At 71.9% G+C, this 25,885-nt stretch carries 28 protein-coding genes; 15 read left to right on the forward strand and 13 right to left on the reverse strand.

Annotation, left to right across the window (positions count from 1 at the left end; translation table 11 throughout):
- Positions 1-4 precede the first annotated feature (4 nt).
- Positions 5-1,381, reverse strand: a complete 1,377-nt coding sequence (eccB, locus tag GA0070612_RS23755) for a type VII secretion protein EccB (RefSeq protein ID WP_088989921.1) — start codon at positions 1,379-1,381, stop codon at positions 5-7.
- 130 nt (positions 1,382-1,511) lie between these two features.
- Here eccB and GA0070612_RS23760 point away from each other — a divergent pair, with 130 nt between their 5' ends.
- Both GA0070612_RS23760 and GA0070612_RS31950 read left to right on the forward strand, forming a co-directional pair.
- Positions 1,512-2,231, forward strand: coding sequence for a polyamine aminopropyltransferase (locus tag GA0070612_RS23760; RefSeq protein ID WP_088989922.1), 720 nt, complete (start codon positions 1,512-1,514; stop codon positions 2,229-2,231).
- A gap of 111 nt (positions 2,232-2,342) precedes the next feature.
- Positions 2,343-2,519: a hypothetical protein gene (locus tag GA0070612_RS31950; protein WP_167393668.1), complete on the forward strand. Its 177-nt coding sequence runs from the start codon at positions 2,343-2,345 to the stop codon at positions 2,517-2,519.
- 4 nt (positions 2,520-2,523) lie between these two features.
- On the opposite strand, the gene GA0070612_RS23770 is transcribed toward GA0070612_RS31950, so the two are convergent.
- Complete coding sequence (locus tag GA0070612_RS23770; RefSeq protein ID WP_088989924.1) at positions 2,524-4,326, reverse strand: acyl-CoA dehydrogenase; 1,803 nt, start codon at positions 4,324-4,326, stop codon at positions 2,524-2,526.
- 152 nt (positions 4,327-4,478) lie between these two features.
- Here GA0070612_RS23770 and GA0070612_RS23775 point away from each other — a divergent pair, with 152 nt between their 5' ends.
- From GA0070612_RS23775 to GA0070612_RS23790, 4 genes are all read left to right on the forward strand, one after another.
- The gene (locus GA0070612_RS23775; protein WP_088989925.1) at positions 4,479-4,898 is read left to right on the forward strand and encodes an MmcQ/YjbR family DNA-binding protein; all 420 of its coding nucleotides are present in this window, start codon (positions 4,479-4,481) and stop codon (positions 4,896-4,898) included.
- Positions 4,899-5,027: 129 nt separating this feature from the next.
- Positions 5,028-6,065 carry an L-dopachrome tautomerase-related protein gene (locus GA0070612_RS23780; RefSeq protein ID WP_088989926.1) on the forward strand — a complete coding sequence of 346 codons (1,038 nt, stop codon included), beginning with the start codon at positions 5,028-5,030 and terminating at the stop codon, positions 6,063-6,065.
- Positions 6,066-6,092: 27 nt separating this feature from the next.
- Positions 6,093-6,473, forward strand: a complete 381-nt coding sequence (locus GA0070612_RS23785; protein ID WP_088989927.1) for a VOC family protein — start codon at positions 6,093-6,095, stop codon at positions 6,471-6,473.
- A gap of 9 nt (positions 6,474-6,482) precedes the next feature.
- A complete protein-coding gene (locus GA0070612_RS23790; protein WP_197699228.1) occupies positions 6,483-6,677 on the forward strand; it encodes a hypothetical protein in 195 nt (64 codons plus the stop codon).
- A gap of 167 nt (positions 6,678-6,844) precedes the next feature.
- Here the strand turns inward: GA0070612_RS23790 and GA0070612_RS23795 are convergent, their stop codons facing one another.
- The 3 genes from GA0070612_RS23795 to GA0070612_RS23805 all read right to left on the reverse strand — a co-directional run bounded on the left by GA0070612_RS23795 (position 6,845) and on the right by GA0070612_RS23805 (position 10,390).
- Positions 6,845-8,119, reverse strand: a complete 1,275-nt coding sequence (locus GA0070612_RS23795) for an MFS transporter (protein WP_088989928.1) — start codon at positions 8,117-8,119, stop codon at positions 6,845-6,847.
- The gene (locus tag GA0070612_RS23800; RefSeq protein WP_088989929.1) at positions 8,116-8,733 is read right to left on the reverse strand and encodes an ArsR/SmtB family transcription factor; all 618 of its coding nucleotides are present in this window, start codon (positions 8,731-8,733) and stop codon (positions 8,116-8,118) included. Before GA0070612_RS23800 ends, GA0070612_RS23795 begins: the two co-directional genes overlap by 4 nt.
- Positions 8,734-8,794: 61 nt before the next feature.
- Complete coding sequence (locus GA0070612_RS23805) at positions 8,795-10,390, reverse strand: LLM class flavin-dependent oxidoreductase (protein WP_088989930.1); 1,596 nt, start codon at positions 10,388-10,390, stop codon at positions 8,795-8,797.
- 114 nt (positions 10,391-10,504) lie between these two features.
- Here GA0070612_RS23805 and GA0070612_RS23810 point away from each other — a divergent pair, with 114 nt between their 5' ends.
- Entirely contained in the window at positions 10,505-11,080 is a 576-nt protein-coding gene (locus GA0070612_RS23810; RefSeq protein WP_088989931.1) for a MarR family winged helix-turn-helix transcriptional regulator, read from the forward strand.
- Positions 11,081-11,147: 67 nt separating this feature from the next.
- Here the strand turns inward: GA0070612_RS23810 and GA0070612_RS23815 are convergent, their stop codons facing one another.
- On the reverse strand, positions 11,148-12,659 hold the full coding sequence (locus tag GA0070612_RS23815; RefSeq protein WP_088989932.1) for a CehA/McbA family metallohydrolase domain-containing protein: 1,512 nt from the start codon (positions 12,657-12,659) through the stop codon (positions 11,148-11,150).
- Between the two features lie 125 nt (positions 12,660-12,784).
- Positions 12,785-13,444, reverse strand: a complete 660-nt coding sequence (locus GA0070612_RS32645) for a hypothetical protein (protein WP_231924313.1) — start codon at positions 13,442-13,444, stop codon at positions 12,785-12,787.
- 430 nt (positions 13,445-13,874) lie between these two features.
- Between GA0070612_RS32645 and GA0070612_RS23825 the strand changes: the two genes are divergently transcribed.
- Positions 13,875-14,837, forward strand: coding sequence for a helix-turn-helix transcriptional regulator (locus tag GA0070612_RS23825; protein ID WP_088989933.1), 963 nt, complete (start codon positions 13,875-13,877; stop codon positions 14,835-14,837).
- Between the two features lie 41 nt (positions 14,838-14,878).
- Here GA0070612_RS23825 and GA0070612_RS23830 read toward each other — a convergent pair whose 3' ends face one another.
- Positions 14,879-15,295, reverse strand: coding sequence for a winged helix-turn-helix transcriptional regulator (locus GA0070612_RS23830; protein ID WP_088989934.1), 417 nt, complete (start codon positions 15,293-15,295; stop codon positions 14,879-14,881).
- An 86-nt stretch (positions 15,296-15,381) separates the two neighbouring features.
- Between GA0070612_RS23830 and GA0070612_RS23835 the strand changes: the two genes are divergently transcribed.
- Positions 15,382-16,239 (forward strand): SDR family oxidoreductase, encoded by an 858-nt coding sequence (locus GA0070612_RS23835; protein ID WP_088989935.1) that lies wholly within the window; start codon positions 15,382-15,384, stop codon positions 16,237-16,239.
- Positions 16,240-16,320: 81 nt separating this feature from the next.
- Here GA0070612_RS23835 and GA0070612_RS23840 read toward each other — a convergent pair whose 3' ends face one another.
- Positions 16,321-17,010, reverse strand: a complete 690-nt coding sequence (locus GA0070612_RS23840; protein ID WP_231924314.1) for a TetR/AcrR family transcriptional regulator — start codon at positions 17,008-17,010, stop codon at positions 16,321-16,323.
- 64 nt (positions 17,011-17,074) lie between these two features.
- On the opposite strand from GA0070612_RS23840, the gene GA0070612_RS23845 reads away from it, so the two are divergent.
- The 5 genes from GA0070612_RS23845 to GA0070612_RS23865 all read left to right on the forward strand — a co-directional run bounded on the left by GA0070612_RS23845 (position 17,075) and on the right by GA0070612_RS23865 (position 22,296).
- Complete coding sequence (locus GA0070612_RS23845; protein WP_088989937.1) at positions 17,075-17,908, forward strand: alpha/beta fold hydrolase; 834 nt, start codon at positions 17,075-17,077, stop codon at positions 17,906-17,908.
- 140 nt (positions 17,909-18,048) lie between these two features.
- A complete protein-coding gene (locus tag GA0070612_RS23850; RefSeq protein WP_088989938.1) occupies positions 18,049-18,996 on the forward strand; it encodes an ion transporter in 948 nt (315 codons plus the stop codon).
- Positions 18,997-19,073: 77 nt separating this feature from the next.
- Positions 19,074-20,243: an acyl-CoA dehydrogenase family protein gene (locus GA0070612_RS23855; RefSeq protein ID WP_088989939.1), complete on the forward strand. Its 1,170-nt coding sequence runs from the start codon at positions 19,074-19,076 to the stop codon at positions 20,241-20,243.
- A complete protein-coding gene (locus GA0070612_RS23860) occupies positions 20,243-21,088 on the forward strand; it encodes a phosphate/phosphite/phosphonate ABC transporter substrate-binding protein (protein WP_088989940.1) in 846 nt (281 codons plus the stop codon). Before GA0070612_RS23855 ends, GA0070612_RS23860 begins: the two co-directional genes overlap by 1 nt.
- Positions 21,085-22,296, forward strand: coding sequence for a hypothetical protein (locus tag GA0070612_RS23865; protein ID WP_088989941.1), 1,212 nt, complete (start codon positions 21,085-21,087; stop codon positions 22,294-22,296). The genes GA0070612_RS23860 and GA0070612_RS23865 overlap by 4 nt, the downstream gene beginning before the upstream one ends.
- A gap of 49 nt (positions 22,297-22,345) precedes the next feature.
- Here GA0070612_RS23865 and GA0070612_RS23870 read toward each other — a convergent pair whose 3' ends face one another.
- Together GA0070612_RS23870 and GA0070612_RS32870 are read right to left on the reverse strand one after the other, a co-directional pair.
- Complete coding sequence (locus GA0070612_RS23870) at positions 22,346-22,696, reverse strand: DUF1330 domain-containing protein (RefSeq protein WP_088989942.1); 351 nt, start codon at positions 22,694-22,696, stop codon at positions 22,346-22,348.
- Positions 22,697-22,819: 123 nt separating this feature from the next.
- A complete protein-coding gene (locus GA0070612_RS32870; RefSeq protein ID WP_167393669.1) occupies positions 22,820-23,410 on the reverse strand; it encodes a TetR/AcrR family transcriptional regulator in 591 nt (196 codons plus the stop codon).
- A 115-nt stretch (positions 23,411-23,525) separates the two neighbouring features.
- Between GA0070612_RS32870 and GA0070612_RS23880 the strand changes: the two genes are divergently transcribed.
- Positions 23,526-23,879: a TraR/DksA family transcriptional regulator gene (locus GA0070612_RS23880; RefSeq protein WP_088989944.1), complete on the forward strand. Its 354-nt coding sequence runs from the start codon at positions 23,526-23,528 to the stop codon at positions 23,877-23,879.
- A 14-nt stretch (positions 23,880-23,893) separates the two neighbouring features.
- Here GA0070612_RS23880 and GA0070612_RS23885 read toward each other — a convergent pair whose 3' ends face one another.
- Together GA0070612_RS23885 and eno are read right to left on the reverse strand one after the other, a co-directional pair.
- A complete protein-coding gene (locus GA0070612_RS23885; RefSeq protein WP_088989945.1) occupies positions 23,894-24,391 on the reverse strand; it encodes a GNAT family N-acetyltransferase in 498 nt (165 codons plus the stop codon).
- Between the two features lie 156 nt (positions 24,392-24,547).
- Positions 24,548-25,813 (reverse strand): phosphopyruvate hydratase, encoded by a 1,266-nt coding sequence (gene eno / locus GA0070612_RS23890; RefSeq protein ID WP_088989946.1) that lies wholly within the window; start codon positions 25,811-25,813, stop codon positions 24,548-24,550.
- Positions 25,814-25,885 lie beyond the last annotated feature (72 nt).

The raw sequence follows: 25,885 nt of genomic DNA on the forward strand, positions 1-25,885 counted from the left end.
GGCCTCAGTCTCCGGCGGCGACGGCGCGGGCGGCGGCCGGGTCCAGGGTCGCGCCGGCGGGCACCAGGCTGACCAGGCCGGCCGGCAACCGCAACGGACGGACGCCGCCGTAGCCGAGCATCGGCAGCACCTCACGGTCGGCCAACACGTACCGCCGGCCCAGGTCGGTGACCACGGAGACCGCACCGCCGGTCGCGCCGGGCGCCGCGGCGGCCTCGACGACCGCGCCGCGGCCCGGCTCGACCAGCACATGGTCGGCCAGCACCGCGCCACCGGCCGGCGCGGTCCGTGGAGAAGCCGCCAGGTCCCGCAGCGGTACGCCCCACCGCACCTCACCCACCCCACCGTCGTCGGCGACGCGGGTACAGAGCGCCCCGTCGCCGCCGGTCGCCAGCCGGGGCGGGGTCGGCGGCGGGGCGTCCTGGCCGGTCGGCGCGAGGTCGGGTGCCGTGGGCAGCGCGGCGAACTGGCCCAGGGTCAGTGGCACCGGCGCGCCCTGCCCGGTGCGGGCCAGCAACAGCCCCGCCTGCAACTCGGTGATGCCGGCGAGACCGGCGTCGAGGGCCACCGCGTACTGCCGGCCGCCGCCGGAGTTGCTCACCAGGTAGACGGTGCCGATGGCGGTGCCCGGCACCCGCGTGGCGGGCCGGCCCAACTCCGGCAGGTCGAGCGGGGCGAGGTCGGTGCCGGCCGGGAGCGAGTTGAGCAGGGCGGGTGCCACCGGCACGGCCTGCGCCCGGGTGGTGGCGAGCGCCGCCAGGACCCTGCTGGCATCGCGGACCAGGTAGCGCCGTTGGTGCCAGACCAGGTGCAGCCCGCCGTCGGGGTGCCGCAGCAGCAGCGCCTCGTCCCCCAGCGGTCGACCGCCGTCGGGTTCGGTGCCGATCAGCAGCGCGGAGCGGGGCGCCTCGCCGGCCGGGACGGTCGAGCAGACCGTCCACGCCGCGGTGGCCAGCCTCCCGGGGGCGGGCAACGAGTCGGGCGCGTCAGCGATGCCCAGCGGCAGACCACGCGGCACGCCGTCGATGGTGCGTCGGGAGACCAGGACGGTCTTCGACCGGTCCGCGCCGACGATGAGCAGCGCAGAGGCGTAGTTGAGCACCGGGTGCAGCTTCTGCTCACGGTAGACGAACCGGGCGCCGGACTCCTTCTCCACGATCACCGCGCCCGGGTCGCGCCAGCCCTTGCCGCCGCCGGCGAACAGGCCGTAGAGCGCGAAACCGCCCAGCAGGATCGCCGCGACCAGGACGCTGGCCAGGCCGGCGCCGGCCAGCCGCCGAAACGGCGACTGCGCGGGGTCGGTCTCCCGCATGACCAGGGCGGCGACCGCCCGTTGGACGCTGAACTGGTAGGAGTGCAGCTGGTCCTGCCGCGACGGCATGAGGTCCCTTCCGGTGGATCGGCCGGGCACAGGATATGCGCTGCGTCGATGTCCTGCGGACCCTGCGTGGCTGCCCGTGGCAGGGCAACCGGTACCATCCATGGACGAATCCGGCGGCGAGAGGGCACCCGTGGGCGCGCGTTTCGAGGAGCTGGCCTGGCGGGAGACTCCGATCGGCGCGATCAGCCTGCGCCGACGCCGGGACCCGGCACTGCAGGTCGACGTGTACGAGGTCAAGCTCGACGACGAATATCTGATGTCCAGCCTCTTCCCGGTCGCGGAGATCGAGCTGGCCCGGTTGGGTCTCGCCGAGGTGGCCGGTGAGTCGGTCGACGTGGTGGTCGGCGGCCTCGGCCTGGGATACACCGCCTGCGCGGCGCTGGGTGACCCCCGGGTGCGTTCGCTGCTGGTGGTCGAGGCGATCGAGGATGTGATCGACTGGCACCGGCGAGGGTTGCTCCCGTTCGCGGCGGGGCTCGCCGAGGACCCGCGGACCCGCTTCGTGCAGGCCGACTTCTTCGCGGCGGTCGCCGGTGACGTCGGCTTCGACGCCGAGGTGCCCGGGCGGCGGTTCGACGCGGTCCTGCTCGACGTCGACCATTCCCCGCGCAACGTCCTGCACCCCAGCCACGCCGCGTTCTACCCGCCGGCCGGTCTGCGCCGCCTGGCCGCCCTGCTGCGCCCGGAGGGGGTCTTCGCGCTCTGGTCGGACGACCCGCCGGACGCCGAGTTCACCGACGCGCTCGGCGAGGTGTTCGCGAGCGCACGGGCACACGTCGTGCCGTTCGCCAACCCGCTGACCGGCGGGGAGTCGGCCAACACCGTCTACGTGGCGCGCACCGGCCCCTGACCTGCGCGGCGGGGCCGGAGCCCGAGCCGATCAATCGGCATGGTGTCGGCCGGACGGGGAACGTTGGGACCGGCCGGCCGCACCAGGCGCGGCCGGTTCCGGGAGGTGGAGATGCGTGCGCTGCTCTGGGTCATCGGCGTTGTCGCCGGTGTGCTGATCCTGCTCGGGTTGATCCTCGAAGCCGTCCGCTGGCTGATCATCATCGGTGTGATCGCGCTGGTGATCGTGATCGTCTGGGGCGTCGTGAAGGGGCGGCAGGCGGTGCAGCACCAGGGCCGACGACGCTGACCGGTCAGAACCAGTCCGGCCGCATGTCGAGCGTGGTGCGGTCCCGGCTGGCCAGCAGGTCGAACTGCGGCCCGGTACGGGGCAGCTCGACCGCGAAGAAGTAGCGGGCGGCCTGTCGCTTGCCGGCGTGGAACGCGTCGCCGGCACTCTCCGGCGGCAGGGCCAGCACCTGCTCCAACCACATCCACGCGATCACCACGTGCCCGACGGCCTCCAGGTAGACGCTGGCGTTGGCCAGCGCGAGCACCGGGTCACCGTCGGCCCACAGCCGGGCGGTGACCGAGGTGACCCGGTCCACCGTCTCGGCCAGCCGGTCGGCCAGATCGGCCGCCTCGCCACCGACCTTGCGGGCGCGCTCGATGGTGTCCTCGACCGTCGTGGTCAACAGGGTGAGACCGGCACCGCCCTGCATGGTCATCTTGCGCCCCAGCAGATCCAGCGCCTGGATGCCGTGTGTGCCCTCGTGGATCGGGTTGAGCCGGTTGTCCCGGTAGTGCTGCTCCACGTCGTGGTCCCGGGTGTAGCCGGCGCCTCCGAGCACCTGGATCGCCAGGTCGTTGGCGGTCAGGCACCACTGCGACGGCCAGCTCTTGGTGATCGGGGTGAGCACGTCCAGCAGTAGGTGGGCACGCTCGCGGTCCGCCTCGACCGGTGCGGTCCTCTGCTCGTCGAGCAGCCGCGCGCAGTAGAGCACCAGCGCCAGCGCCCCCTCCACGTAGCTCTTCTGGGCCAGCAGCATGCGGCGTACGTCGGGGTGGTCGATGATCGGCACCTGCGGCGTGGCCGGGTCCTTCGCGTCGACCGGTCGGCCCTGCGGCCGCTCCCGGGCGTACGCCAGGCTCTTGAGGTAGCCGGTGTAACCGAGCGCGGTGGCGCCCGCCCCGACCCCGATCCGGGCCTCGTTCATCAGGTGGAACATCTGCGCCAGGCCCTGGTGCGGTGCCCCGACCAGCTGCCCGACCGCGCCGGCCCGGCCGCCCGGGGTGTGCCCGCCGTCGCCGAAGCTGAGCAGGGTGTTCGTGGTGCCCCGGAACCCCATCTTGTGGTTGAGCCCGGCCAACACCACGTCGTTGCGCTCCCCGAGCGACCCGTCCGCGCCGACGAGGACCTTGGGCACGATGAACAGCGAGATGCCCTTCACGCCGGGCGGCGCGCCGGGGATCCGCGCCAGGACCAGGTGCACGATGTTCTCGGCCAGTTCGTGGTCGCCACCGGAGATCCACATCTTGGTGCCGAAGAGCCGGTAGGTGCCGTCGGCCTGTGGTTCGGCGCGGGTGGTGATGTCGGCCAGCGAGCTGCCGGCGTGCGGCTCGGACAGGCACATGGTGCCGAAGAAACGGCCGTCCAGCATCGGCCGGACGTAGGTGTCCACCTGCTCGGCGCTTCCGTGCGCCAGCAGCAGGTTGGCGTTGCCCAGGGTCAGGAACGGGTACGCCGAGGTGGCCACGTTGGCCGCCTGGAACCAGGCGAAGCAGGCAGCCGCGACCGTGTGCGGCAGTTGCAGGCCGCCGACCGAGGCGTCCAGCCCGGCGGTGAGCAGACCCGTCTCGGCGAAGCTGTCCAGCGCGGCGCGAACCTGCGGGATCAGCCGCACCCGCTGCCCGTCGACTGTGGGCTCGGCGAGGTCGGCGGCCCGGTTGTGCGGGGCGAACTGTTCGGTGGCCACCCGTTCGGCGAGGTCCAGTGCGTCGTCGAACGTCTCCCGGGAGTGCTCCGCGTAGCGGGGACGCTCGACGAGCTGCGACACCCGCAGCCAGTCGTGCAGCAGGAAGTCGAGGTCGCGGCGGGAGAGCAGGGTGGACGGCACGGAACTCCTCAGCGGGCGCGGGGTGGGACTGCCGGGACGACGGCCCACTGTCGTCCCGGCCCATCCTGACGGATCGTGGAAGCGGGCACCACCGGCGCGGGCGGTGCCGGGCGAGCGGAATCTGTCACACCGGGCGGCTAGGGTCGCTGGCCGTGACCGAACCCGGAGATGTCCCGCCCGAGGTCCTCGACCGGCTGCGCCCGATCTGTCTCGGCCTGCCGGAGACGTACGAGGAGCCGGCCTGGGTGGGCATCCGCTGGCGGATCCGCAAGCGCACCGTCGCCCACGTGTTCACCGTCGACCCCGCCCGTCAGGTGGTGCACGCCCGGGCTGCCGAGCTGGACCAGCCCGCCTGCCTGCTGACCTTCCGCTCACCGCTCGACGAGATCGCCGGCCTGCTGAGCGGCGGTCACCCCTTCTACAAGCCGGACTGGAGTCCGACGGTGATGGGCATGGTCCTGGACGAGGGGGCCGACTGGGTCGAGATCGCGGAGTTGCTCTCCGAGAGCTACTGCATGCTCGCCCCGAAGCGGCTCGCCGCCCTGGTCGGCCCGCCAGCATCGACCCACTGAACGGCGGCCGCATCGGGGGCAGGCGGTTTCGCCCGGCATGCTCCGGGGATACCGCCCTGGGTGGCCGAGGAGGGTCGGGCGCCCCGCCGAAGTGCCGACGACGCCGCAGGGCGGGTGAGGAGCGGGCCGATGTCCACCCTGCCCACCCGGGAGGACCCCCGGCTGACTCCGATCCTCGGCGAGGGTCGGGTGTGCACGGGGGTGACGACCCTGCGGGGGCGGGTCTTCCTGAGCTACCCGTCGGCGGACCGGCCCGGCGTCCAGGTGGTGGAGGCCCATCCGGACGGCCGCCGCACCCCGTACCCGGACGCCGCGTGGAACCGGACGAACCAGCCACCGGACGGTGCGTTCGTGCACGTCAACGGGTTGCGCGCCGGCCCGGACGGTCGGCTGTGGATCCTCGACTCGGGCACGCCGCAGATCGGCGGGGAGCAGGTGCCGGGAGGTGCCCGTCTGATCGCGGTCGACCCGCACCGCGACCGGGTGGAACGCGTCTACCACCTCGGCGAGGCGCTGCATCCCACCAGCTACGTCGACGATGTCCGGTTCAACGGGATGATCGCGTACCTCAGCGACGCGGGGATGCCCGGCCTCGTCGTGCTCGACCTCGAATCGGGTCGGCCTCGGCGCGTACTGGACGGACACCCGAGCACTGTGGGCGGGCCGATGGTCGCCGACGGGCGGGTGCTGCGCGATCCGGACGGCGTCGAGGTGCGCCTGCACGTCGACCAGCTCGAGGTGTCTCCCGACGGTCGCTGGCTCTACTACCAACCGGCCTCCGGTGGGATGTCCCGGATCGACACCCGCTGGGTGGACGACCCGACGGTGTCGGTCGACGAGGTGGCCCGGCGGGTCGAACGGTGGTGCGACACTCCCAGCACCGGCGGTACGGCGATCGACAACACCGGGACCATCTACCTCAGCGACGTGCAGCGCAGGCGCATCCTCACCGTCGCTCCGGACGGCAGCGTGCGTACCCTCGTCGCCGACCCTCGGCTGGTCTGGGTGGACGCGATGTGGCTCGACGCCGAGGCCCGGCTCTGGATGCCGGCGGCCCAGTTGCACCGGACCGCCGGGCTCAACGACGGGCGTTTCGCGGTCGACTACCCGGTGCACGTCTACCGGATGCCGGTCGCGGCCGGGCCGCCCCTACTGGACCACTCCTAGCTGACAGACGTCGATATGCTGCCGCGTATGCATCGAAGTCGCGTCTACGCCCTGCTGATCGACGCCCCCGCGGCGGAGGCCACCCGGGCTGCGGAGTTCTGGTCCGCCGCGCTCGGCGTCAGCACCCGGACCCATCCGGCGGAGCCGCAGTACGTCGGCCTGCACGAGGCGCTGCCGGGGCTGGTCTCCGCCGTCCAGGCAGTCGACGACGAGCCCCGTCTCCACCTCGACATCGAGACCGACGACGTGCCGGCCGAGACCGCGCGGCTGATCGGCCTGGGCGCCACGGAGGTGTCCCGGTGGCTCGAGTGCCGGACCCTGCGGGCGCCCGGCGGTCACCTGCTCTGCGTGGTGCCGGTGGAGAGCCCGCCGGAGCTCTTCGCCGCCGAGGCCCGCACCTGGTCCTGACGGTCGGCCGTGCTGACCCGCCCGTTGGGTGAGCTTCCGGCAACATACATCAGGTGCCTGCTCGTCGGGCCTGAGCCCAACGACACCGTGGCCACGCTGCTGGGCAGCGACACCTGGCGACTGGTCACCATGGACACCGGCCGCTGGCCGATGTTCTCGCAGCCCACCGAGCTGGCCCGGATCCTGGCGGCGCAGGCTGACTGACGGCGTCGGGCGCGTGAGTGGCGCGCGGCGCACCCGGGCCGCCGACGACGCGGTGTCGCCGTCGTCGACAGGGGTGCGTCGTCCAGCCGGCCCGACGGGTAGGACGTCTGCGGCTGCGAGGTGCCCACCCGGGGTGCGCCGCCCCGGGGTGTCCCGCGCCATCGAGGTCAGGGGGTCTGGTCGTCCAGGGTTTTGATCTGACGCACCGGCGACGCGACGAGCCAGAGCACGGCGAGCACGCCCCCCAGCCCGGCGATGGCCAGGGTGGGCCGCAGCCCGATGGTGGTGCCCAGCGCGCCACCGACCAACGCGCCGAGCGGTCGGACGCCGTAGTTGACGGCGCTGTACGCCCCGGCCCGGCGTCCTCGCGCCTCGTCGGGTGTCACGGCGGTGAGCAGGGCGTTCAGGTTGACGTCCATCAACATCACGCCGATGCTGGAGACCAGTTCGATGGCCGCCAGCATGGCCACCTTCGTCCAGGTGGGGCCCGTCACCAGTGCGGTCAGGGCCAGCGGTGCGGGAAAGAGCACCGCGCCGATCATGGCAGTCCGCCCCAACCCGATGGCGCGGGAGATCAGTGGGGCGAGCCCCGCGCCGGCGAGGCCGCCGAGCGCGCCGAACCCGAGGGCGACGCCGATCGCGCCGGCCGACAGGTCGAGGTCCCGGCTGGCGTAGAGCACCAGCAGTGCGGTGGCGATGAACGTGAAGAAGTTGACGGTGGTGGTGCAGCCGAGGGCTGCCCGCAGCACCGGGTGCCGCACCACCATCACGAGTCCTTCGCGGACCAGACCGAGGGTGGACGTGTGGCGCGGCGGTGGGGGCGGCTCCGTCACCGGGATGCGGCGGAGCAGCAACGCCGAGCCGAGGAACGACACCGCGTCGACGAAGATGGCGACCGGCGCGCTGAGCGCCTGGACCAGCCCGCCGCCGACGGCGGGGCCGGCGATGAAGGACAGCGACCGGCTCATGCTGAGCTTGCTGTTCGCGTCCACGTACGCCGATCGCGGCACCAGGGCGACGAAGAAGGCCTGACGCGCCATGGCGAACAGCACCGCCCCGAAGCCGGTGAGCAGTGCCACCAGGTAGAGCTGGGCGAGGGTGATCGCGTCGAACAGGTACGCCACCGGCAGGCTGAGCAGCACCGCGGCGCGGACCAGGTCCGCGATGATCAGAAGCCGGCGCTTGTGGGTGCGCTGGTCCACCCACGCGCCGAGGAACAGGCCCAGCAGGTTGGGCAGCCAGATCAGCGCGGTGAGGACGCTGACCTGCACAGGCGTCGCGGTGAGCAGGGAGACGGCGATCAGCGGCAGCGCCAGTTCGCTGACCCGGTCGCCGAACTGGGAGATCGTCTCGCCGGCCCAGAAGGTGCGGAACCGTCGGTCGCGGTGCAGGGCCGGCGGGGGTACGGCGCCGGTGGCGCTCGCGGTGCCGACGGCGGTCATGATGTGCCCGCGCCGTCGCCCGGCTCGGCCGAGGAGTCGTCGCCGGACTCGGGCAGGAGGTAGCGCAGCATCCGGACGATTCGCGCGCCGTCCGGGGCCGACTCCTCCTTGCGCCGCACGTACGGAGCGAGCAGCTCCTCGATCGATTCCTCCAGCTGCCGCAGCTCGTCGGCGGTGGCCACGAATCGGGTGTCGGCGACACCGGCCAGCCCGCGCCACTCGGCGTCGAGTCGGGGTTCGTCGTGCAGCAGCCACTGCTGGGGCACCTCGGCCCGCCGGGCGAACATCTCACCGCGCAGTTGCCGGCCGGCGGCCTGCCCTTCGGCGTCGTCGGGCAGGACGAAGCGGAAACCACGGGCCGCTGCCTGCCACCAGCGCTCCCGCTTGCTGGTGGCACCGTCCCAGTCGGTGACCAGGCCGAACGTCGCGAGGTGCCGCAGGTGCCAGCTGACCACCGACGGTGTGGCGCCGACGTGCGGCGAGAGCCCGGTCGCGGTGGCCGGGCCCTCCCGCTGGAGGTGTTCGAGGATGGCCAGCCGGACGGGGTGGGCCAACGCCCGCAGCGCCTGCGGCTCGGTGATCTCGAAATCCCCGTACGGATTCTTGAGAGACATGTTTCGAGAGTAGTCTCTCAGATTAGATCGGGGCAACCCCGAGCCGGCGGCGCCGCGTTGATCAGGCGATGCCCAGCCGCGCCAGCGGCTCGACCAGTTCCCGCTCCTCGTAGCTGAGGTGCGACAGCAGGGCGTCGGTCAGCAGGTCCACCGCGGCGCGCAGCTCGGCGATGCCGTCCGGAGACCCGACGTACGCGACCAGGGCCCTGTCGACACCCTCCAGCACGTCGTGGATGGCGTGGTGCTCCTGCTCCAGCCGGTCGACCACCGGGCCGAGTCGGGGGTCGCGCGCCCGCAACCGGGGGAAGAGCGACTGGTCCTCGATCGTGTGGTGGGTGGTGACGATGCGGCAGTACGACTCGCAGTAGACGCCGAGCGTCCACCGGTTCTGCCGCATGGTCATCGTGTTGATGTGCGACCGGGCCGCGCCGGCATCGATCTCGCCGGCCGCCACCTGCTCGATCAGGTCGTGGATCTGGGCCAGCTCGGCGCGCAGACCGTCGTGGATCTGCACCAGGTGCGCACCGGTGGCCTGCTCCTGCGGCGTGTAGGTGCGATCCGGGTCGGGCGCCGGACCGGTCGGGCGGGTCGACTCGTCCCAGACCCGCTGGTCGCTACGCCGTACGCCGTCGTCGGGGGTCGGCACCACCGCGAACGCGCCACCGGTCACTGCCGCCCGGCTCGGCCGCACCGCGGGGGCGGCAACCGGCTCCGCCGGCGCGCCCCGACCGTCCGCCGCCATGCCGCCGTCGCCCAGTGCCGCGCCCCGGTCGCGTTCGGCGGCGACCACCTCGCGGACCCCCGGGGCGACCTCGGCCGCGAAGCGGCGCAGGTCGTCGGGGTCGTCGCCGGCGAGGATGAAGGTGCTGACGCCGTCGCCCAGGGCCAGCTCGGCCAACTCCCGCACCCACTGCTCGGCGGGCCCGTTCAGCGGGCCACGACCGACGGCCGAGAACTGGCCGGCGATGTTGAGCAGCCGGCGCACGTCCCGGGGGGACCGGCCGGCCTCCTGCGCGGCGTCGTCGATGATCGCGTTGCCCTTGGCCAGGTCACCTGGCTGGAGGTAGCCCAGCGTGGGCAACCAACCGTCGGCCCGCCGTCCGGTGAGTTGGAGCATCCGAGGCTTGTACGCCCCCAGCCAGATCGGCACCGAATGCGCCGGAGCCGGACCGCGCTTGGCACCCACCACCCGGTGGAACTCGCCGTCGACACGAACACCACCGCGGGTCCCGGTGTCCCACATCTGCCGGATGATCTCGATGGCTTCCTCCAGCGCGCGTACGCCCTGGCCGGGGGTCAGCCGTCGGCCGCCCATCGCCTCGATGGCGTCCCAGAACGCCCCCGCGCCGAGGCCGAGGGTGATCCGGCCGTCGCTGAGCAGGTCCAGGCTGGCCACACTGCGGGCGAGCACCGCCGGTGGGCGCAGCGGCAGGTTCGTCACGTTCGCCGCCAGGTGCACCCGGTTGGTGCGGGCCGCCACGAAGCTCAGCAACGTCCAGGTGTCGAGGAACGCCGGTTGGTACGGGTGGTCCTGGAAGGTGACCAGGTCCAGGCCGACCTGCTCGGTCAGGACGGCGAGGCCGACCGTGCGGTCCGGATCGCCGGCGCCGGGGGTGACGAAGGATCCGAAGACCAGGTCATGGCCGTAGTCGCTCATCTGCGAGCCTCCCGATTCACACGACGCGTCGGACGATGCGCCACGACCCGAACCTTATGCCAGTCAGAACATCTCCTGCCAACAAGGTCTGCGTCACTGCGCTACTGTCGAGGCATGACGGGTGCCACCCACCGGCCGGACCGGCCCGACCCCTCCGACGACGACCTGGGCTGGATGCTCGGGATCGTCTTCCGTGGCTACGTCCGGGCAGCCGACCACGCGCTCACCGATTTCCCCGGCGGCCCCCGCGGCTACCAGGTGCTCACCGCCGCGATCAACGGGCCAGCCCGCAACCAGGGGGCGATCGCCGAGGAGCTCGGCCTCGACCGCACCGTCCTGACGTACCTCATCGACGACCTGGAACGGCCCGGGTTCGTCGCGCGTCGGGCGGACCCGGCAGACCGACGCAACCGGTTGATCGACGTCACCGACGCCGGCCGTGCGGCCTGGGAGAAACGGCGCTCCGCGCTCCGGCAGGTCGAGTCGCACCTGCTGGGTGCGCTCACGCCGGCCGACGCGACGACACTGCGGGCGCTGCTCCAGCGGGTCGCCTGCTCGACCCAGGCGGCGGACCCGCTGCGTGACCTGTGCGAGGTGGTGACGCAGGTGCAGCCGACGACGGACCGCCCCGACGCCGCGTCCGGCCAGGGCGGGCCGACTCCGACCCCCCGAGCCCGCCGCCGCGGCTGACACCCGTCGCACACGGGCGGGTGCCGCTCGACCGTCGAGCGGCACCCGCGTCACCGCTGCCGCGCTGTCAGCGCACGTGCACGAACACCGGGTTCGAGTAGAACCACAGGTCGTCCCACGGGCTCTCCAGCCCGTCGGCGAGCGGCTCGGCCTCGTCGGTGCTGGTGCCGCGAACTCGCGCGTAGGTGTCGGCCTCGACGTTGCGCAGGGTGTGCCGGATGACGTAGCTGTCGCCGCGTCGACGCCAGTCCCGCGGGCCGAACCGGGCCACCACCTTGGTGGTGGGGTTGGTGTCGGCGTCCAGGTTGGCGCTCGGGCCGGTGATCTGGCCGACGATCAGGTCGACCCGGCGGACCTCGGGGCGGTCCCCGTTCGCGTTCACACCGCCCAGCGGACGGAACGTGATCTCGATCTCGACGTCGGTGCGGCTCCGGCGGCTGACCGTGATGGTCTGACCCACCTCGGCGGTCCTGCCCTGGGACGTGGCGGTGACGTCGAGGCTGCGGATCAGGTCACCGGTGGTGACCCAGATCCGGCCGTTACGCAGACCGTCCATGATGTCGCCGTAGTCCTGACGGGCGTGCACGTAGGTCTTGCTGTACTCGCCCGGCCAGAAGTCGGAGCCACCACGGGTCCAGTGCACGTGCGAGTCCGACGTCGCGGTGATCCACCAGCGCCGACCCTCACCGAGCAACGAATCCCACAGCCCACCGACCCGCGCGGTCATCTGGTCGAACCCGCCGTAGGTCGGGTGGTTGCCGTACCCGCCGCGCCTGCCACCGTTGAGGGGGCCCGCCTGGTGGCCGGGCGCGCCCTCGAAGCCGATGTAGACGTCCGGCGCGGCGTTGTTGCCGTTGCGGAACTCGCGCGGGGTGTCCTGGCCGTAGACACCCAGACCGGGCGCCGATCGGGACGCGTGGTGGGCGATCACCAGCGGCTTGTGCGGCATGCCCCGGGCCACCTTGAGGAACTCCACCATCTTCGCCTCGGCGTCCCGCGCCGGGTCGGTGGGGAACGCGTCGTACTTGGCGAACCGGCTCTCCAGCTCGAAGAGCTGCTTCGCCTCGTCGTCGTGGCGCGGGATCATCAGCGTGTGGTGGTCCAACGACGGCGCGTCGAACTCCATCCCCCAGAACTGGAGCACCTCGGGGACCAGCTTGCGCGACCGCAGCAGGTCCGGGTACGCCTGCTCGATGTTCACCTTCGAGTGGGTCGGTCCCCCGTGGTCGGTGCACATCGCCCAGGTCAGGCCGAAGCTCTTCGCCATGATGGCGTTGGTGACGATCGGGTAGACCGCGTCCGCGCCCTTGTGGAAGACGATCGGTGACTTCGTGGTGTCGAACTCGCCGCTGTACTCGGAGTGGACGTGGTGATCGCCGGCACGCCACGCCCGGTTCTTGGAGTTGCCCCGGCCGTCCTTGTCGTCGTCACCCGGCTTGCGGTCCTCGTCGGCCCACGCCGCGCCGGCACCGACCAGGGGGCTGGCCGCAGCCAGCGTCGCGCCGACGCCCGCGTACTTGACCAGCTTGCGCCGTGACAACTGCGCCTGCTCGGTCTCTTCGGCTTGCTTGTCCCTCACGTGAGTGCCTCTCCTTGATCAAGCGATTGCTCTTTCGATCAAGGAGCCTTGAAGAGCGGCGTTAACGCCCGTCGTACGGGATGCGTGTCCACGATGAACACCCTGCCCGGTCAGGGTTCCAGCCGTCAGATCCGGGCGCGGGGCAGCCAGCCGAGGAACCGGTGCCGCACCCGGGGCAGCGGCAGCGTGGGCAGGTCCTGGGCTGCGGCGACGAGGCAGGAGCCGAGGTAGACCGCGAGGGCGGCGCGCGCTCCACCGAACTCGGCGAGCAGTTGGCTCTGCTTCGTGGCGCAGGGCCACTCCCGACCGCATCCGGTGCAGGTCCAGCTCGGCGGGCTGGGAAGGTGCTCCGGCAGCTTGGCCCGGCGGTACCGGCCGACGACGCTGTTGTCCGAACGCACGTCGCGTCGTCGCGGCGCGGGGCCCGCGTTGCGGTGCGTCGGGCGGGCACCGGGAAGGTAGCGCCCGACGGTGCCGAGGAGCACTCCGACACGGATGAGCGCGTCCGGCCCGACGTGCTGGGCCAGCAGCGCGGTCATCAGATAGTGCCCGAGCAGGTCGAAGGAGTCGCGGTGGAGACGCAGGTCGCGGCACAGGTCGACGAAGTCCGGCGTGGTCAACGGCACCCGGTCGTCGAGCGCACGGTGCAGCACCTCGCGTAGGGCACCCCCGAGTCGCTGCACCGCGTCGCCCTCGCCCAGTCCGAGGCTGTCCTCGTCGGCCACCCGGGCCAGCGCTTCGGCCACCGCCAGTCGAACGACGCGTTCAGGGTCAGTACTGTCCAACGCTCATCCCTCCGTGGGCCGGTCCGCCGGGCGGTGCCCCATTCGTCAGATGACCGCCCGGGATGATCGTGAATAACATTTCGCCAGCGGCCGCGCGGGTGGCTAGGACAGCAGACGTAGAACGACGTCAGGCGTTAGTCGGAAAGCGAAGTCGGTCCGCCGACACGCGGTGGTGATTCGCGGGACAGCGCAGCCGCGGTTGTCGTATGGTGGCATTCCCATTGACAGATATTGCATCCCGGAATCGCCCTACGGTCTGTGCACTTCCGCCGCCCCGCCCGGTCGCTGCCGTCCCGCTCGCGACGTTTCATCCACCGCACCGCCGGCCACGACGTGCCGGGTCACCGCCGAACACCCCGGCACGTCCCGATCTGCCGCCGGCACCGTCTCGTCCACCGGCGGCACCCGCACCGGACGGAGGCAGCAGCGGATGACGTCAACACCAGTGCACACACACCAGTTCGACAGCCACGACCCGGTGGCCATCCACCAGTTCCTGTGCACGACGTACGACCCGAAACTGCGCGTCCAGAGCAGGAACGGTTACCACCTGAGCCATCACCGCCTCGACGCCGGTCCGTTCGCCATTGCGACCACGCGCCAGAACGGGCATCTGGACATCGACGCCAGCCGACTCCACGGTCTGGTCGTCGGTCGCACCCGAACCGCGCGGGTCGATCGCGCCTGTCACGGATCGGCCGACCGCTTCGGGCCCGGAGACGTCTTCCTCGTCACCAGGCCGGAGGAGCCGTGCCGCGTCCAGTGGCATCCCGGCGAGGTGGAACTCTGCGTGCTGGACCTGTCGGTCCTTGCGCAGGTGGCCACCACCGCGCCGACCCGGCGACCCGGTCCGATCCGATTCACCGACCTGGGCCCCGCCAGCGCGGCACTCGCCCGCCAGTGGCGCAACACCACCAGCTTCGTCAGTGGTGTGGTGCGGAACAGCCCGGCCGCCGGAACGCAACCGCTGGTGATCGGCAACGCCGCGCGCATGCTCGCCGCGGCGGCGCTGACCGTCTTTCCCAACACCGCCTTCACCGAACCCACCAACGGTGACCGGCACGACGCCGGCACCAGCACGCTCCGGCGGGCCATCACCTTCCTGGAGGAGCACGCCGACCAGGACATCAGCGCGGCCGATATCGCCGCTGCCGCCCGGGTCTCGGTGCGGGCGGTGCAACTCGCCTTCCGCCGCCACCTCGGGACCACGCCGACGGCGTACCTACGGCGAATCCGCCTCGACCGGGCCCATCACGACCTGGTGCGGGCCGATCCGCACCAGGAGACCGTCTCGGCGATCGCCAGTCGGTGGGGCTTCGCCAGCCACAGCAGGTTCACGGCCCGCTACCACGCGAGCTACGGCGTACCGCCGCGCGAGACGCTGCACGCCTGAGGGCTGGGCTCTGGTGAGTGGACCAGGGCCGTTACCGCTGCTCACATGGATGGCCCTCGCCGCCCGCGCTCGTGGGTGTCGCGGGCGGCCTCCACCTCGGGCACCGAGGCCTCCAGCAGGTCGGCGAGGCCGCGCAGCTGGTCGGCGACCCGCGTGCCGAGGGGCGTCAGCGAGTATTCGACGCGGGGCGGGATCGCGGTGAGCACCTCGCGGGTCAGCATTCCGTCGCGTTCGAGGGTCTGCAGGGTCTGGGAGAGCATCCGCTCACTGACCCCGTCGATGCGGCGACGCAGGGCGTTGAACCGGTAGCGACCCTCGCCGAGCGCCAACAGCGCCAGCGAGGCCCACTTCGAGGTCACGTCCTCGAAGGCCGCCCGGGAGGTACACCCTCGGGCGAAGACATCGCTGACGAATTCCTGGGTAGGCCCCGCCGGGTCCTGGGCGGGTATGTCGCTCACCTCACCAGCGTACCCCCAATTACTCACCGACAGTGCTGTAGATTCGTAAGTGCATACATATTCGGCACCACTCTTCGGAGGTTCCCATGCCCACCTATGCCGTGACCGGCGCCACCGGTCGCCTGGGCCGCCTCGTGGTCGGGCAGTTGCTCGACAGCGGCGTACCGGCCGCCGAGATCGCCGCTGTCGTCCGCAGCCCGGAGAAGGCCGCCGACCTGGCCGCGCGCGGGGTCGAGATCCGCCAGGCCAACTACGACGACCCGTCGACACTGCCCGGCGCCGTGGCCGGTGTACGCCGGCTGCTGCTCGTCTCCGGCGACACCCCCGGTCAGCGCGTCCCGCAGCACACCGCGGTCATCGACGCCGCCACGCTCGCCGGGGTCGATCGGCTGGTCTACACCAGCATCCTGAAGGCGGACACCACCACGAACCCGCTCGCCCCGGAGCACAAGGCCACCGAGGAGGTCCTCGCCGCGTCCGGCCTGACCCACACGGTGCTGCGCAACGGCTGGTACACCGAGAACTACACCGACCAGCTGCCGCAGTACCTGGGGTCCGGCACCATCCTCGGCGCCACCGGCGGCAGCAAGATCTCCGCCGCGACCCGGGCCGACTACGCGGCAGCGGCCGTGGCGGCGCTCACCCGCGAGGAGGACGGCAACGCCGTCTACGAGCTGGGCGGCACCCCGTTCACCTTCGACGAGCTGGCCGAGGCCGTCACCGAGGTGACCGGCACCCCGGTCGTCCACCGGGACCTGTCCGCCGCCGAACTGGCCTCGGCGCTGGAGAACGTCGGCCTCGACGCAGGCACGGCCGGATTCGTCGCCGCGCTCGACCACTCGATCGCCATCGGCGAGCTGGTGACCGACAGTGACGACCTCAGCCGACTGATCGGGCGGCCGAGCACCCCGCTGCGTGACGCCATCCGGGCCGCGCAGGCCTGACCTGGTCGTCGTCCACGCCAACTCCGGGCGGGTGGCGGGCAGACGCCCGTCGCTCGCCCGACCCACGACACGTCGCTGAGGTCAGCCTGTCTCAGTCGACCCGGCAAGCAGCAGACCGGTCAGCAGACCGCGCAGGGTCCGCTCGACGAGGTCGGCCCGGGGCGCCGGTCCGGAGGGCTGGCCGAACGCCGCGACCAGGTGCGGGTACGCCGTGAGGTCGGCCCCGGCGAGGCTGAACGCCCCGGCGGCGGTCTCGCGACGGGCGAAGAGGCTCACCACGCCGGTCATCATCGCGATGGCCTCGAACTTGGACGCGACGGGGCAGCGTACGGGCTGCAGGATCCGGATGCAGTTGTCGAACCAGGCCAGGCTCTCCGGGCCGACCCCGGACGGCCGTTGGATCACGTCGAGCAGCCACGGGTGCGCGCCGAACAGCGCCAACTGTCGTCGTCCCAGCAGCACCATCGTGTCCAACCAGTCGCCGTCCGCCTCCGGGTACGGGCGCAACTCCCCCACCGCCCGGTCGGTCATCAGGTCGAGCAGGTCGTCGCGGGACGACAGGTACCGGTAGAGGGATCCGGCCCCCGTGCCCAGCGCGCCGGCCACGGCGCGCATCGACACCGCGGCCAGCCCTTCGGCGTCGGCCAGGGTGATGGCGGCCACGACGATGGCGTCCCGACTGTGCGCCGGAGTGGGTCCACGGGTGCCGCGTTCGGGCCTGCTCCAGATCGACTGCCGGTCGGGGCCGGCACTGGCGGGTGCGTCGCTCACCGATCTACTGTAAACTGCAAACGTCGTTCGCAGTTGTTGTCGGTGTCGGAAGGATGGGCCAATCATGGAGCAGGTCAGGGCACGGGACGGCGCGACGATCGTGCTGCACTCCACGGGGGTCGGGCCGGGGATCGTCGTGGTGCACGGCGGCGGCACGACCATCGCCGTCTACCGACGGCTGGCCCGGGCGCTCGCCGACCGGTTCACCGTGCACCTCTACAACCGACGTGGGCGGGCCGACGCGCCACCGAGGCCGAGGCCCTACACCGCCGACCAGGAGGTCGACGACCTCGCCGCCGTGCTGGAGCACACCGGCTCGGGCAACGTCATCGGCCACAGCAGTGGAGGGTTCCTGGCGCTCGAAGCCGCACTCCGACTGCCGATCGACCGGCTCGCTCTCTACGATGCCGCGATCTCGGTCGACGGCAGCTTCCCGTCGGCGTGGCTGCCGTCCGCGCGGGCGGCGGCGGAGGCTGGTGACATCCCCCGGGCTCTCGCGATCACGAGCGCCGGGATCAACCCCCAGATGGCGGCGGGGAAGCTACCGCTCGGCGTCCGGATCGCGATCATCCGCGCCTTCCTGCGTACGTCGATCGGCCGGACCATGGGCGAACTCCTGCCGACCACATTGGAGGAGACAACCCTGATCCTGGCGCACGACGCCCCGGCCACGCGGTGGGCCGGGGTGAGCGCCGAGGTGCTGCTGGCCTGCGGCGCCGACGGTCCGGCGTACTACGTGGAGCAGAACACCGCGCTGGCCCGCGCGCTGCCACACGCCCGGACGCTGACGATTCCCCGCAGCGGCCACGACGCCGTCAACCGGGCGCACCCGAGGATCATCGACCCGCTTGTCGAGTTCTTCGCGGCGCCGGTGACGCCGGAGCGGGCGCGTCACTGACGAGCGGCGCACGATCGCGCACCGTCATTGATCTTGGCTAGGCTGGTGGGCATGCCCGCACACCAGCCGCACCGCCACGACGACGGCCGGAGGTGGGCCCCCGCCACGGCCCCGGCGCGCCCGATCGAACCGGCCGGCCGGTGAGCGACGCACAGGTGCCCGCCCAGCGGGGCGGGCCGGCCACGTCCCCGCACCACCGCTCCGGTTGGGCCGCCCGCTGCGCCCGCCTGTCCCGGTCGCGGCCCTTCGAGATCGCCATCGTCGTGGTCATCCTCGCCAACGGGATCGTGCTGGGCCTGGAGACGTACGACGACCTCAGCCCGGCGGGCACGGCGCTGCACTGGCTGGAGTTGTTCTTCCGCGCCGTCTTCGTCGCCGAGATCGGCATCCGGCTCGCCGCGTACGGCAGGCGTCCGCAGGACTTCTTCCGGCACGGCTGGAACGTCTTCGACTTCGTGGTGATCGCCGCCATTTTCATACCGGGCCTGCACGGCGACCCGGCCCTGCTGCGGGTCGTGCGGGTCGCCCGCATGGTGCGGCTGGTGCGGTTCTCGCCGGGCCTGCGGACCATCGTCTCCGCGCTGTGGCGCAGCCTTCCCGGCGTCACCGGCTTCCTCGCCCTCGCGGTGGTGACGCTCTACGTGTACGGCATGGCCGGCTGGTTGATCTTCGGTAACAGGTATCCGGAGGAGTACGGCGACATCGGCCGGTCGTTGCTGACGTTGTTCGTCCTGCTGTCGCTGGAGACGCTGCCGGACCTCATCGAGCAGGGCATGACCATCTCGCCGTGGACGCTGCTGTACTACGTCAGCTACGTCGTCATCACCGTCAACCTGCTGCTCAACATCCTCATCGCCGTCATCGTCAACTCGATGGAGGAGGCACGCCGGTTGGAGATGACCGAGCGGCTGGCCCCGGACTACGACGAGGACGGCGACGGCGTACCGGACGAGGTGGACCGCATCGCGCTGACCCAGCGGCTGGACGACCTGCGGGCGGTCATCGCCGAGTTGGAACGGGAGTTGCGGATCGACCGGGAGGACGGGCACGGCCGGCCGCACCGGGACGGCGCCCGCGTCAGACGGTGATCCGACACTCGCGCCGCGTACTCCGGTTCGGATAGTGTCGGCGGCGGTCCCACCGCTTCGGCCGAAGGGGCACCAGCATGACGTCCACTGTCGACAGTCTCCGATCCGCCAGCGACGTCGCCGACACTCTCGGCACCGTCATCGACGAGGTGATCCGACCGCAGGCGCCGTCGGTCGACCGGGAGGGCGTCTTCCCCCGGTCGGGTGTCGACGCTCTCGCCGCAGCCGGCCTGCTCGGTCTGTCATCCTCCACCGACGTCGGTGGCGGCGGCCACGGCATGCGGACCGTCGCCGAGGTCGTCGAGCGGCTGGCCGCCGAGTGCGGCTCCACAGCGATGGTGGTGCTCATGCACTACGCGGCGACCGCCGTGATCGAGGCGCACGGCCCGCGCGAGGTCCGCGCGGCCATCGCGACCGGCGGCCACCTCACCACCCTGGCCTTCTCCGAGTACGGGTCACGCAGCCACTTCTGGTCGCCGACCGGCACCGCGACCGTCACCGACGACGGCAGCGTCCGCCTCGACGCCCGCAAGAGCTGGGTCACCTCGGCCGGCGAGGCCACCAGCTACGTCTGGTCGAGCCTCCCACTGTCCGGCGACGCCGGCCCGATGACGCTGTGGCTCGTGCCGGCCGACAGTGCCGGCCTCACCGTGACCGGGAGCTTCGACGGGCTCGGCCTGCGCGGCAACGGCTCCCGGCCGATGACCGCCGACGGGCTGCGGGTCCCGTCGACGGCGATGATGGCTGCCGACGGTGCGGGGCTCGACACCGCGCTCGGCGCAGTCCTGCCCTGGTTCCTGGTGCTCAACGCCGCGTTCTGTCTCGGCCTCGCCGACAGCGCGGTCGCCGAGGCGGGCCGGCACCTCACGGCGACCACGCTCACTCACACCGGCGCCGCCCTGCGCGACGCTCCGGTCACCCGGCGGGACCTCGCCCGACTGCTGATCCGCACCGACGCGCTGCGCGCCTTCCTGGGCGACACCCTCATCGCGCTGGAGACCGGCCGTGACGACGCGATGCTGCGCGTGCTACAGGTCAAGGCGCTCGCCGGGGAGACCGTCGCCGAGGTGACCGACGGCGCGATGCAGCTCTGCGGTGGCAGCGCGTTCCGCAAGGAGTTGGGCCTTGAGCGTCGCTTCCGCGACTCGCGGGCGGCCCGGGTGATGGCACCCACCACCGACGCGCTGTACGACTTCGTCGGCCGGGTCGCCACCGGGCTGCCACTGCTCGACGAGGCGAACCGCTGATGTCGACGCCCAGCGTCCTGATGGGCGCGGTCGCGTACGACCCCAAGGTGGTGACCATCTGGGAGGGTTTCCGCGCCTGGCTGCGCGGCCGTGGCCTGGACTTCGACTTCGTCCTCTACTCGCACTACGAGCGCCAGGTCGAGGACCTCGTCGCCGGGCGGATCGACGCGGCGTGGAACTCTCCCCTGGCCTGGTTACGCGCCGAACGACTGGCGACCGCCAACGGCACGAGGGTGCGCGCGTTGACGATGCGCGACACCGACCAGGACCTCACCTCGGTCGTGGTGGTCCGGGCCGACTCACCGGTGCGCCGCACCGCCGACCTGGAAGGGCTGACGGTCGCGGTCGGAGCGGTGGACAGCCCTCAGGCGACGTTGATTCCGCTGGGTCACCTCGCGGCGGCCGGGGTCGGTGTCGACGTACGCCGCTTCGACGTGGGTGTCGGCCTGCACGGCGACCACATCGGTGGTGAGCGCGACGCGGCCCGCGCCCTGACGGCCGGGGAGGTCGACGCCGCCTGCATGATCGACGCCAACCACCTGGTGTTCGTTCGGGAGGGCACGTTACCGCCCGAGGGCACCCGGATCGTGGCGCAGACCGCGCCGTACGACCACTGCAACATGACGGTCCGCGTACCGGAGTCCGCCGGCGTCCGGCTCTTCGGCACGCTCCTGCTCGGCATGTCGTACGCCGATCCGCAGGTGCGTCCGCTGCTCGACCTGGAAGGGCTGACGGCCTGGCGGGAGGGCCGCAGCACGGGGTATGACGCCCTCGCCGACGCCGTCGACGCCAGCGGTTTCTACTCCCCCGACGGGCGGGTGACGGCCACGGACTACCGGCCGTGAGCGCGACACCCGCCGCCCAGGTCGACCTCGGTGACCTGGGTTTCGGTCGGGGCGCGCACCTGCTCGTGCAACGCGCCCTGGCCGGGCTGCCGCCCGGCGGCCGGTTGGGGGTCTCCGGCCGCGACCCGGCGTTGCGCGTGCACCTGCCCGCCTGGTGTCGTGGTCGGGGCCATCGGGTCGAGTCAGCCGTGCCCGACGACCGCAGCGACCTGGTCGCGGTGATCGTGCGGGGTACCGCGGACGACGACCGTTGGCTCGGCGCGGAGCGGGCCGGTCCGGCCCTGCCAGCGATGCTGAGCAGCCGCCCACCGGCGCGCTGGGGGCTGGGCGTCCGGGGCGCGCTGCTCGAATCCGGTGGCCCGGAGGCCCGGTTCGACCTGGACGACCGTGACCTGGTGTGGGCCGACGTCGCTCCGCAGCTCTACGCGCAGGCGGCGGCACGGCAGTGGGATCCACAGACCGCCGTCCCGTGGGACGACCCGTTCGCGCTACCGGCCGACGTCGAGGCCGCTGTGGTGCAGGTGATGACCTACCTGGTCGAGAACGAGCAGGCCGCTCTCGTGGTGCCGGCCCGGTTCGTGGGGCGCATCCACCCGCACTTCCGGGAGGTGGTGCAGCTCCTCGCCGTGCAGATGGCCGACGAGGCCCGACACATGGAGGTCTTCAGCCGGCGGGCGCTGCTGCGCGGCAGCGACCTGGGTACGTCGTCCGCCGGCGGCCGGCAGTCGCTCTTCACGCTCGTCGCGGAGTCGGACTTCGCGTTGGCGTCGTTCCTGCTCTCCGTTCTCGGGGAGGGCAGTTTCGTCGACCTGCTCTCGTTCCTGCACGAGAACGCGCCGGACCCGGTGACGCGCCGGATCTGCTGGCTCGCGATGCAGGACGAACGCCGGCACGTCGTGTTCGGCATGGCCCACCTGGAGCATCAGGCCCGGCTGGACCCGCTGCTGCGCGACCGGCTGCGGGCGGCGATCCACCGTCGCCACGACGCGCTCGCCGACACCGCCGGCCTCAACGCGGACGTGTTCGACGCGCTGGTGGTGCTCGCCGCGGGTGGATGGCACCCCGACGACGTGGCCGCCGGCTTCGACCGGGTGCAGGCCCTGCAACAGGCGATGGACCAGGGCCGTCAGCGCCGGCTGGTACGCCTGGGTTTCCGACCGGACGAGGCTGCCGCGCTCTCGGCCCTGCACACCCGTAACTTCATGTAGGCGCGGCCCCCGCGCACGACACCGCGTGCGCGGGGGGCCGAGGCCGGCGTCACTGGCCGAGCAGGGTCCGGATCTGCTGCGCGTAGCCGGCCACCGTGAACTCCGGGCCGACCGAGTCCACCAGGATCAGGTCGTTGATGGTGTGCGCGGTGCGCAGCGACAGGATCGCCTGGTACTCGGGCGAGTTGTACCAGGCCTTCGCGGTCTCCGCGTCCTTGAACTCGATCAGGACGACCGAACCGGGCCAGGCGCCCTCGATGACCTGCACCTCGGCGTCGACGGCGAGCCACTTGGCGCCGTACGCCTCGGTGGTGGCCTGGACCTGCTCCAGGTAGCGCAGGGACTCCTCGGTGGGCACGCCGCCGGGGATACGCAGGTGGTTGATCAGGTAGGTGCTCATGTCCGACTCCTCAGTGCGGTTGATGGGCCTGCCGGCCGAAGGCGTACGACCGGTCGTCTTGCAATTGGTACAAACCGAGGCTCAGGTACAACGCCCCTCGCCACAGTTGGTGATCGACAGGGATCAGGTGAGGATCCGCGTCGTGGTGATCGTGAAGAACTCCCGCAGGGCATCCGGGTTGCCGGAAGCCTTGGCCCGCGCTGCCGCCCCCTCGTAGCCGGAGACCACGAAGCCGGCGAGGTCGCGGGCCGGTTCGTCGCCGTGCAGCTCATCGGCGGCACGCGCCTGCTCGATCGCCACGGTGAGGGCGGCGACCCACCGGCCGAAGCCGGCGTCGACGGCGGCGCGTAGGACGTCACTGTGCGCGGGGATCTCGCTGGCGAAGTTGCCGAGCAGGCAGCCCCGGTCCCCCATGGTGTCGCCGAGGCCGGTGATGTAGCGGAGGTGGTTGACGATCCGCTCGCGCGGCGTGCCGCCCTGCTTCTCGTCGAGCATCTCCAGCCCCATCGCCGCGGAGTATCTCGCCACCGAGTCGAGGGCGAGGTCCTCCTTGCTGGCGAAGTGGTTGTAGAAGGTGCCCTTGGGCGCTCCGGCGGCGGCGACGATGTCCTGGACGCTCGTGCCGTTGTAGCCGCGCAGGTGGAACAGGTCCAACGCGGCGTCGGACAACCGTTGCCGCGTCCCGGCGGAGGCCGGCGACTTCGACCGTGCCATGGCGGGCTCCTTCCGATCGGCGGTTCCGGCTTGCTGACACCACAAACGATATGACCGGTCGTCTCGAAATGCAAATGCTGTGACCACGGTCATTCGGCAGTACCGTGGAACGGCCATGGACAGGGACTCCGCCTCGATCCGCGAGGAACTGCTGCGGCTGCGCCAGCAGACCGAGGCCCAGGTCGCCGCCCTCGACGGCGACCTGCGCAGCCTCTTCGAAGCGTCCCGGGCGTCGAACGCCGACGACGAGCACGACCCCGAGGGCGCCACCATCGCCTTCGAACGCGCACAGCTCACCGCCGTCCTGGACGCCGCCCGCCGCCGCCTCGCCGAGCTGGACGTCGCGCTGCGACGAGTCGACGACGGCAGCTACGGGGTGTGTGAACGGTGCCGTCGTCCCATCCCGGTGGAACGGCTGGTCGCCCGCCCGTCGGCGCGTACCTGCGTGGCCTGCGCCAGCCGACGCTGACCGCTCCGGCCCGCTCAGGTGACGACAGGGCTGCGTCGCTCCAGCAGGACCACGTCACGCCAGCGTCCGTGGTGACGACCAACCCGCTCGCGTACGCCGACCGCCCGGAACCCGGCCCGCTGGTGGAGCACCAGACTGGCGGCGTTCTCCGGGAAGATTCCGGACTGGATCGTCCAGATGCCGGCCGCCTCGGTGGAGCTGATCAGCGCGTCCAGCAGCAGCCGACCGGCACCACGGCCCTGGGCAGCCGGGTCCACGTAGACGGAGTGTTCGACCACACCGGCGTACACCTCCCGGGTCGAGGTCGGCGAGGCGGCGACCCAGCCGAGGACCGTGCCGACGCGGTCGACGGCCACGAAGCGGTGCGCGGCCAGGCGGGCGACGTCGAACGCCGCCCAGGTCGGCGCGGTGACCTCGAAGCTGGCGTTGCCGGCGTCGAGGCCGGCCTGGTAGATCGCCAGGACCCGACCGGCATCGCCGTCGGTCATGGGCCGCACGATGGTGTCACTCATCTCTGGGCGCAGTGACGGGCGCTTGGCTGGCCGCCATCGCCAGTGCGCTGACGAGCGGTATACCTCAGGGTCATCATCATGACTCTGAGGTATACCGCCTACTACCGCACCCCTGCCCGGGAGGTGACCGACAGAACGACGCGCGGTGCGGTGCCGTCAGCGACTCCCCGCGTAGACGGCGCGGTCGCCGAGCTCCTCCTCGATGCGGATGAGCTGGTTGTACTTGGCCGTACGGTCCGAACGCGACAGCGAGCCGGTCTTGATCTGGCCGCAGCCAACGCCCACGGCCAGGTCGGCGATGGTGGTGTCCTCGGTCTCGCCGGAGCGGTGTGACATCACCACCCGGTACCCCGCCTTGTGGGCGGCGTCCACCGTCGCGAGGGCCTCGGTGAGCGTGCCGATCTGGTTGACCTTGACCAGGATCGCGTTGGCGTAACCACCCTCGATGCCGTCGCGCAACCGGTCGACGTTCGTGCAGAAGACGTCGTCGCCGACCAACTGCACCCGGTCCCCCGCCAGTGCCGTCAGCCGCTGCCAGCCGGCGATGTCGTCCTCGGCCATCGGGTCCTCGATCGAGCTGATGGGGTACCGGGCGGCCAGGTCCACCAGGTGGTCGATGTGCTCCTCCACCGTGCGCCTGCGACCCTCGCCGGCGTAGTCGTAGACGCCGTCGCGGTAGAACTCCGAGCTGGCCGGGTCGAGACAGATCGCCACCTCGGTTCCCGGCTGGTAGCCGGCGTCCTCGACGGCGCGCACCACGAAGCGCAGCGCCTCGTCGGCGGTCGAGAAGTTCGGGGCGAACCCGCCCTCGTCGCCCACGTTGGTCTGGTGACCGGCCGAGGCCAGGGACGCCTTCAGGGTGTGGAAGACCTCCGCGCCGACCCGGACCGCCTCGGCGAAGGTCCGTGCCCCGACCGGGGCGATCATGAACTCCTGGAAGTCCAGCGGGTTGTCGGCGTGTACGCCACCGTTGACGATGTTCATCATCGGCACCGGCAGCAGGCGGGCACCGACGCCGCCGACGTAGCGGTAGAGCGGCTGCCGGTGCGCCGACGCCGCTGCCTTCGCCGTCGCGAGGGAGACCGCGAGGATCGCGTTGGCGCCCAGTCGACCCTTGTCCTTCGAGCCGTCGAGATCGATCATCGTCTCGTCGATCAGCGCCTGGTCCTCGGCGTCGAGCCCGAGCACCGCGTCGGCGATCTCGCCGTTGACGGCGGCGACCGCCGTCGTGACGCCCTTGCCGTGGAAGCGGGCGGGGTCCCCGTCGCGCAGCTCGACCGCCTCGTTCGCCCCCGTCGACGCACCGGACGGTACGGCCGCCCGGCCGACCGAGCCGTCGCTGAGTTCCACGTCGGCCTCGACGGTCGAGTTGCCCCGGCTGTCGAGGATCTGCCGAGCACGCACCCGATTGATCACCGTCATCACACACACTCCCTGGTCACACTGCCTTTCGCCGACAGACTGGCAGGAAACGGCGGTCCTGGCACCGCGACG

Source organism: Micromonospora chokoriensis, from assembly GCF_900091505.1.
In the GTDB taxonomy this organism is placed as follows: domain Bacteria; phylum Actinomycetota; class Actinomycetes; order Mycobacteriales; family Micromonosporaceae; genus Micromonospora; species Micromonospora chokoriensis.

What these genes read in the sequence shown, in the direction of transcription:
- eccB (WP_088989921.1), bottom strand. Translation starts at nt 1,381, where the DNA reads ATGCCGTCGCGGCAGGACCAGCTGCACTCCTACCAGTTCAGCGTCCAA.
- GA0070612_RS31950 (WP_167393668.1), top strand. Translation starts at nt 2,343, where the DNA reads ATGCGTGCGCTGCTCTGGGTCATCGGCGTTGTCGCCGGTGTGCTGATC.
- GA0070612_RS23780 (WP_088989926.1), top strand. Translation starts at nt 5,028, where the DNA reads ATGTCCACCCTGCCCACCCGGGAGGACCCCCGGCTGACTCCGATCCTC.
- GA0070612_RS23785 (WP_088989927.1), top strand. Translation starts at nt 6,093, where the DNA reads ATGCATCGAAGTCGCGTCTACGCCCTGCTGATCGACGCCCCCGCGGCG.
- GA0070612_RS23795 (WP_088989928.1), bottom strand. Translation starts at nt 8,119, where the DNA reads ATGACCGCCGTCGGCACCGCGAGCGCCACCGGCGCCGTACCCCCGCCG.
- GA0070612_RS23800 (WP_088989929.1), bottom strand. Translation starts at nt 8,733, where the DNA reads ATGTCTCTCAAGAATCCGTACGGGGATTTCGAGATCACCGAGCCGCAG.
- GA0070612_RS23805 (WP_088989930.1), bottom strand. Translation starts at nt 10,390, where the DNA reads ATGAGCGACTACGGCCATGACCTGGTCTTCGGATCCTTCGTCACCCCC.
- GA0070612_RS23810 (WP_088989931.1), top strand. Translation starts at nt 10,505, where the DNA reads ATGACGGGTGCCACCCACCGGCCGGACCGGCCCGACCCCTCCGACGAC.
- GA0070612_RS23825 (WP_088989933.1), top strand. Translation starts at nt 13,875, where the DNA reads ATGACGTCAACACCAGTGCACACACACCAGTTCGACAGCCACGACCCG.
- GA0070612_RS23835 (WP_088989935.1), top strand. Translation starts at nt 15,382, where the DNA reads ATGCCCACCTATGCCGTGACCGGCGCCACCGGTCGCCTGGGCCGCCTC.
- GA0070612_RS23845 (WP_088989937.1), top strand. Translation starts at nt 17,075, where the DNA reads ATGGAGCAGGTCAGGGCACGGGACGGCGCGACGATCGTGCTGCACTCC.
- GA0070612_RS23855 (WP_088989939.1), top strand. Translation starts at nt 19,074, where the DNA reads ATGACGTCCACTGTCGACAGTCTCCGATCCGCCAGCGACGTCGCCGAC.
- GA0070612_RS23860 (WP_088989940.1), top strand. Translation starts at nt 20,243, where the DNA reads ATGTCGACGCCCAGCGTCCTGATGGGCGCGGTCGCGTACGACCCCAAG.
- GA0070612_RS23870 (WP_088989942.1), bottom strand. Translation starts at nt 22,696, where the DNA reads ATGAGCACCTACCTGATCAACCACCTGCGTATCCCCGGCGGCGTGCCC.
- GA0070612_RS32870 (WP_167393669.1), bottom strand. Translation starts at nt 23,410, where the DNA reads ATGGCACGGTCGAAGTCGCCGGCCTCCGCCGGGACGCGGCAACGGTTG.
- GA0070612_RS23880 (WP_088989944.1), top strand. Translation starts at nt 23,526, where the DNA reads ATGGACAGGGACTCCGCCTCGATCCGCGAGGAACTGCTGCGGCTGCGC.
- GA0070612_RS23885 (WP_088989945.1), bottom strand. Translation starts at nt 24,391, where the DNA reads ATGAGTGACACCATCGTGCGGCCCATGACCGACGGCGATGCCGGTCGG.
- eno (WP_088989946.1), bottom strand. Translation starts at nt 25,813, where the DNA reads ATGACGGTGATCAATCGGGTGCGTGCTCGGCAGATCCTCGACAGCCGG.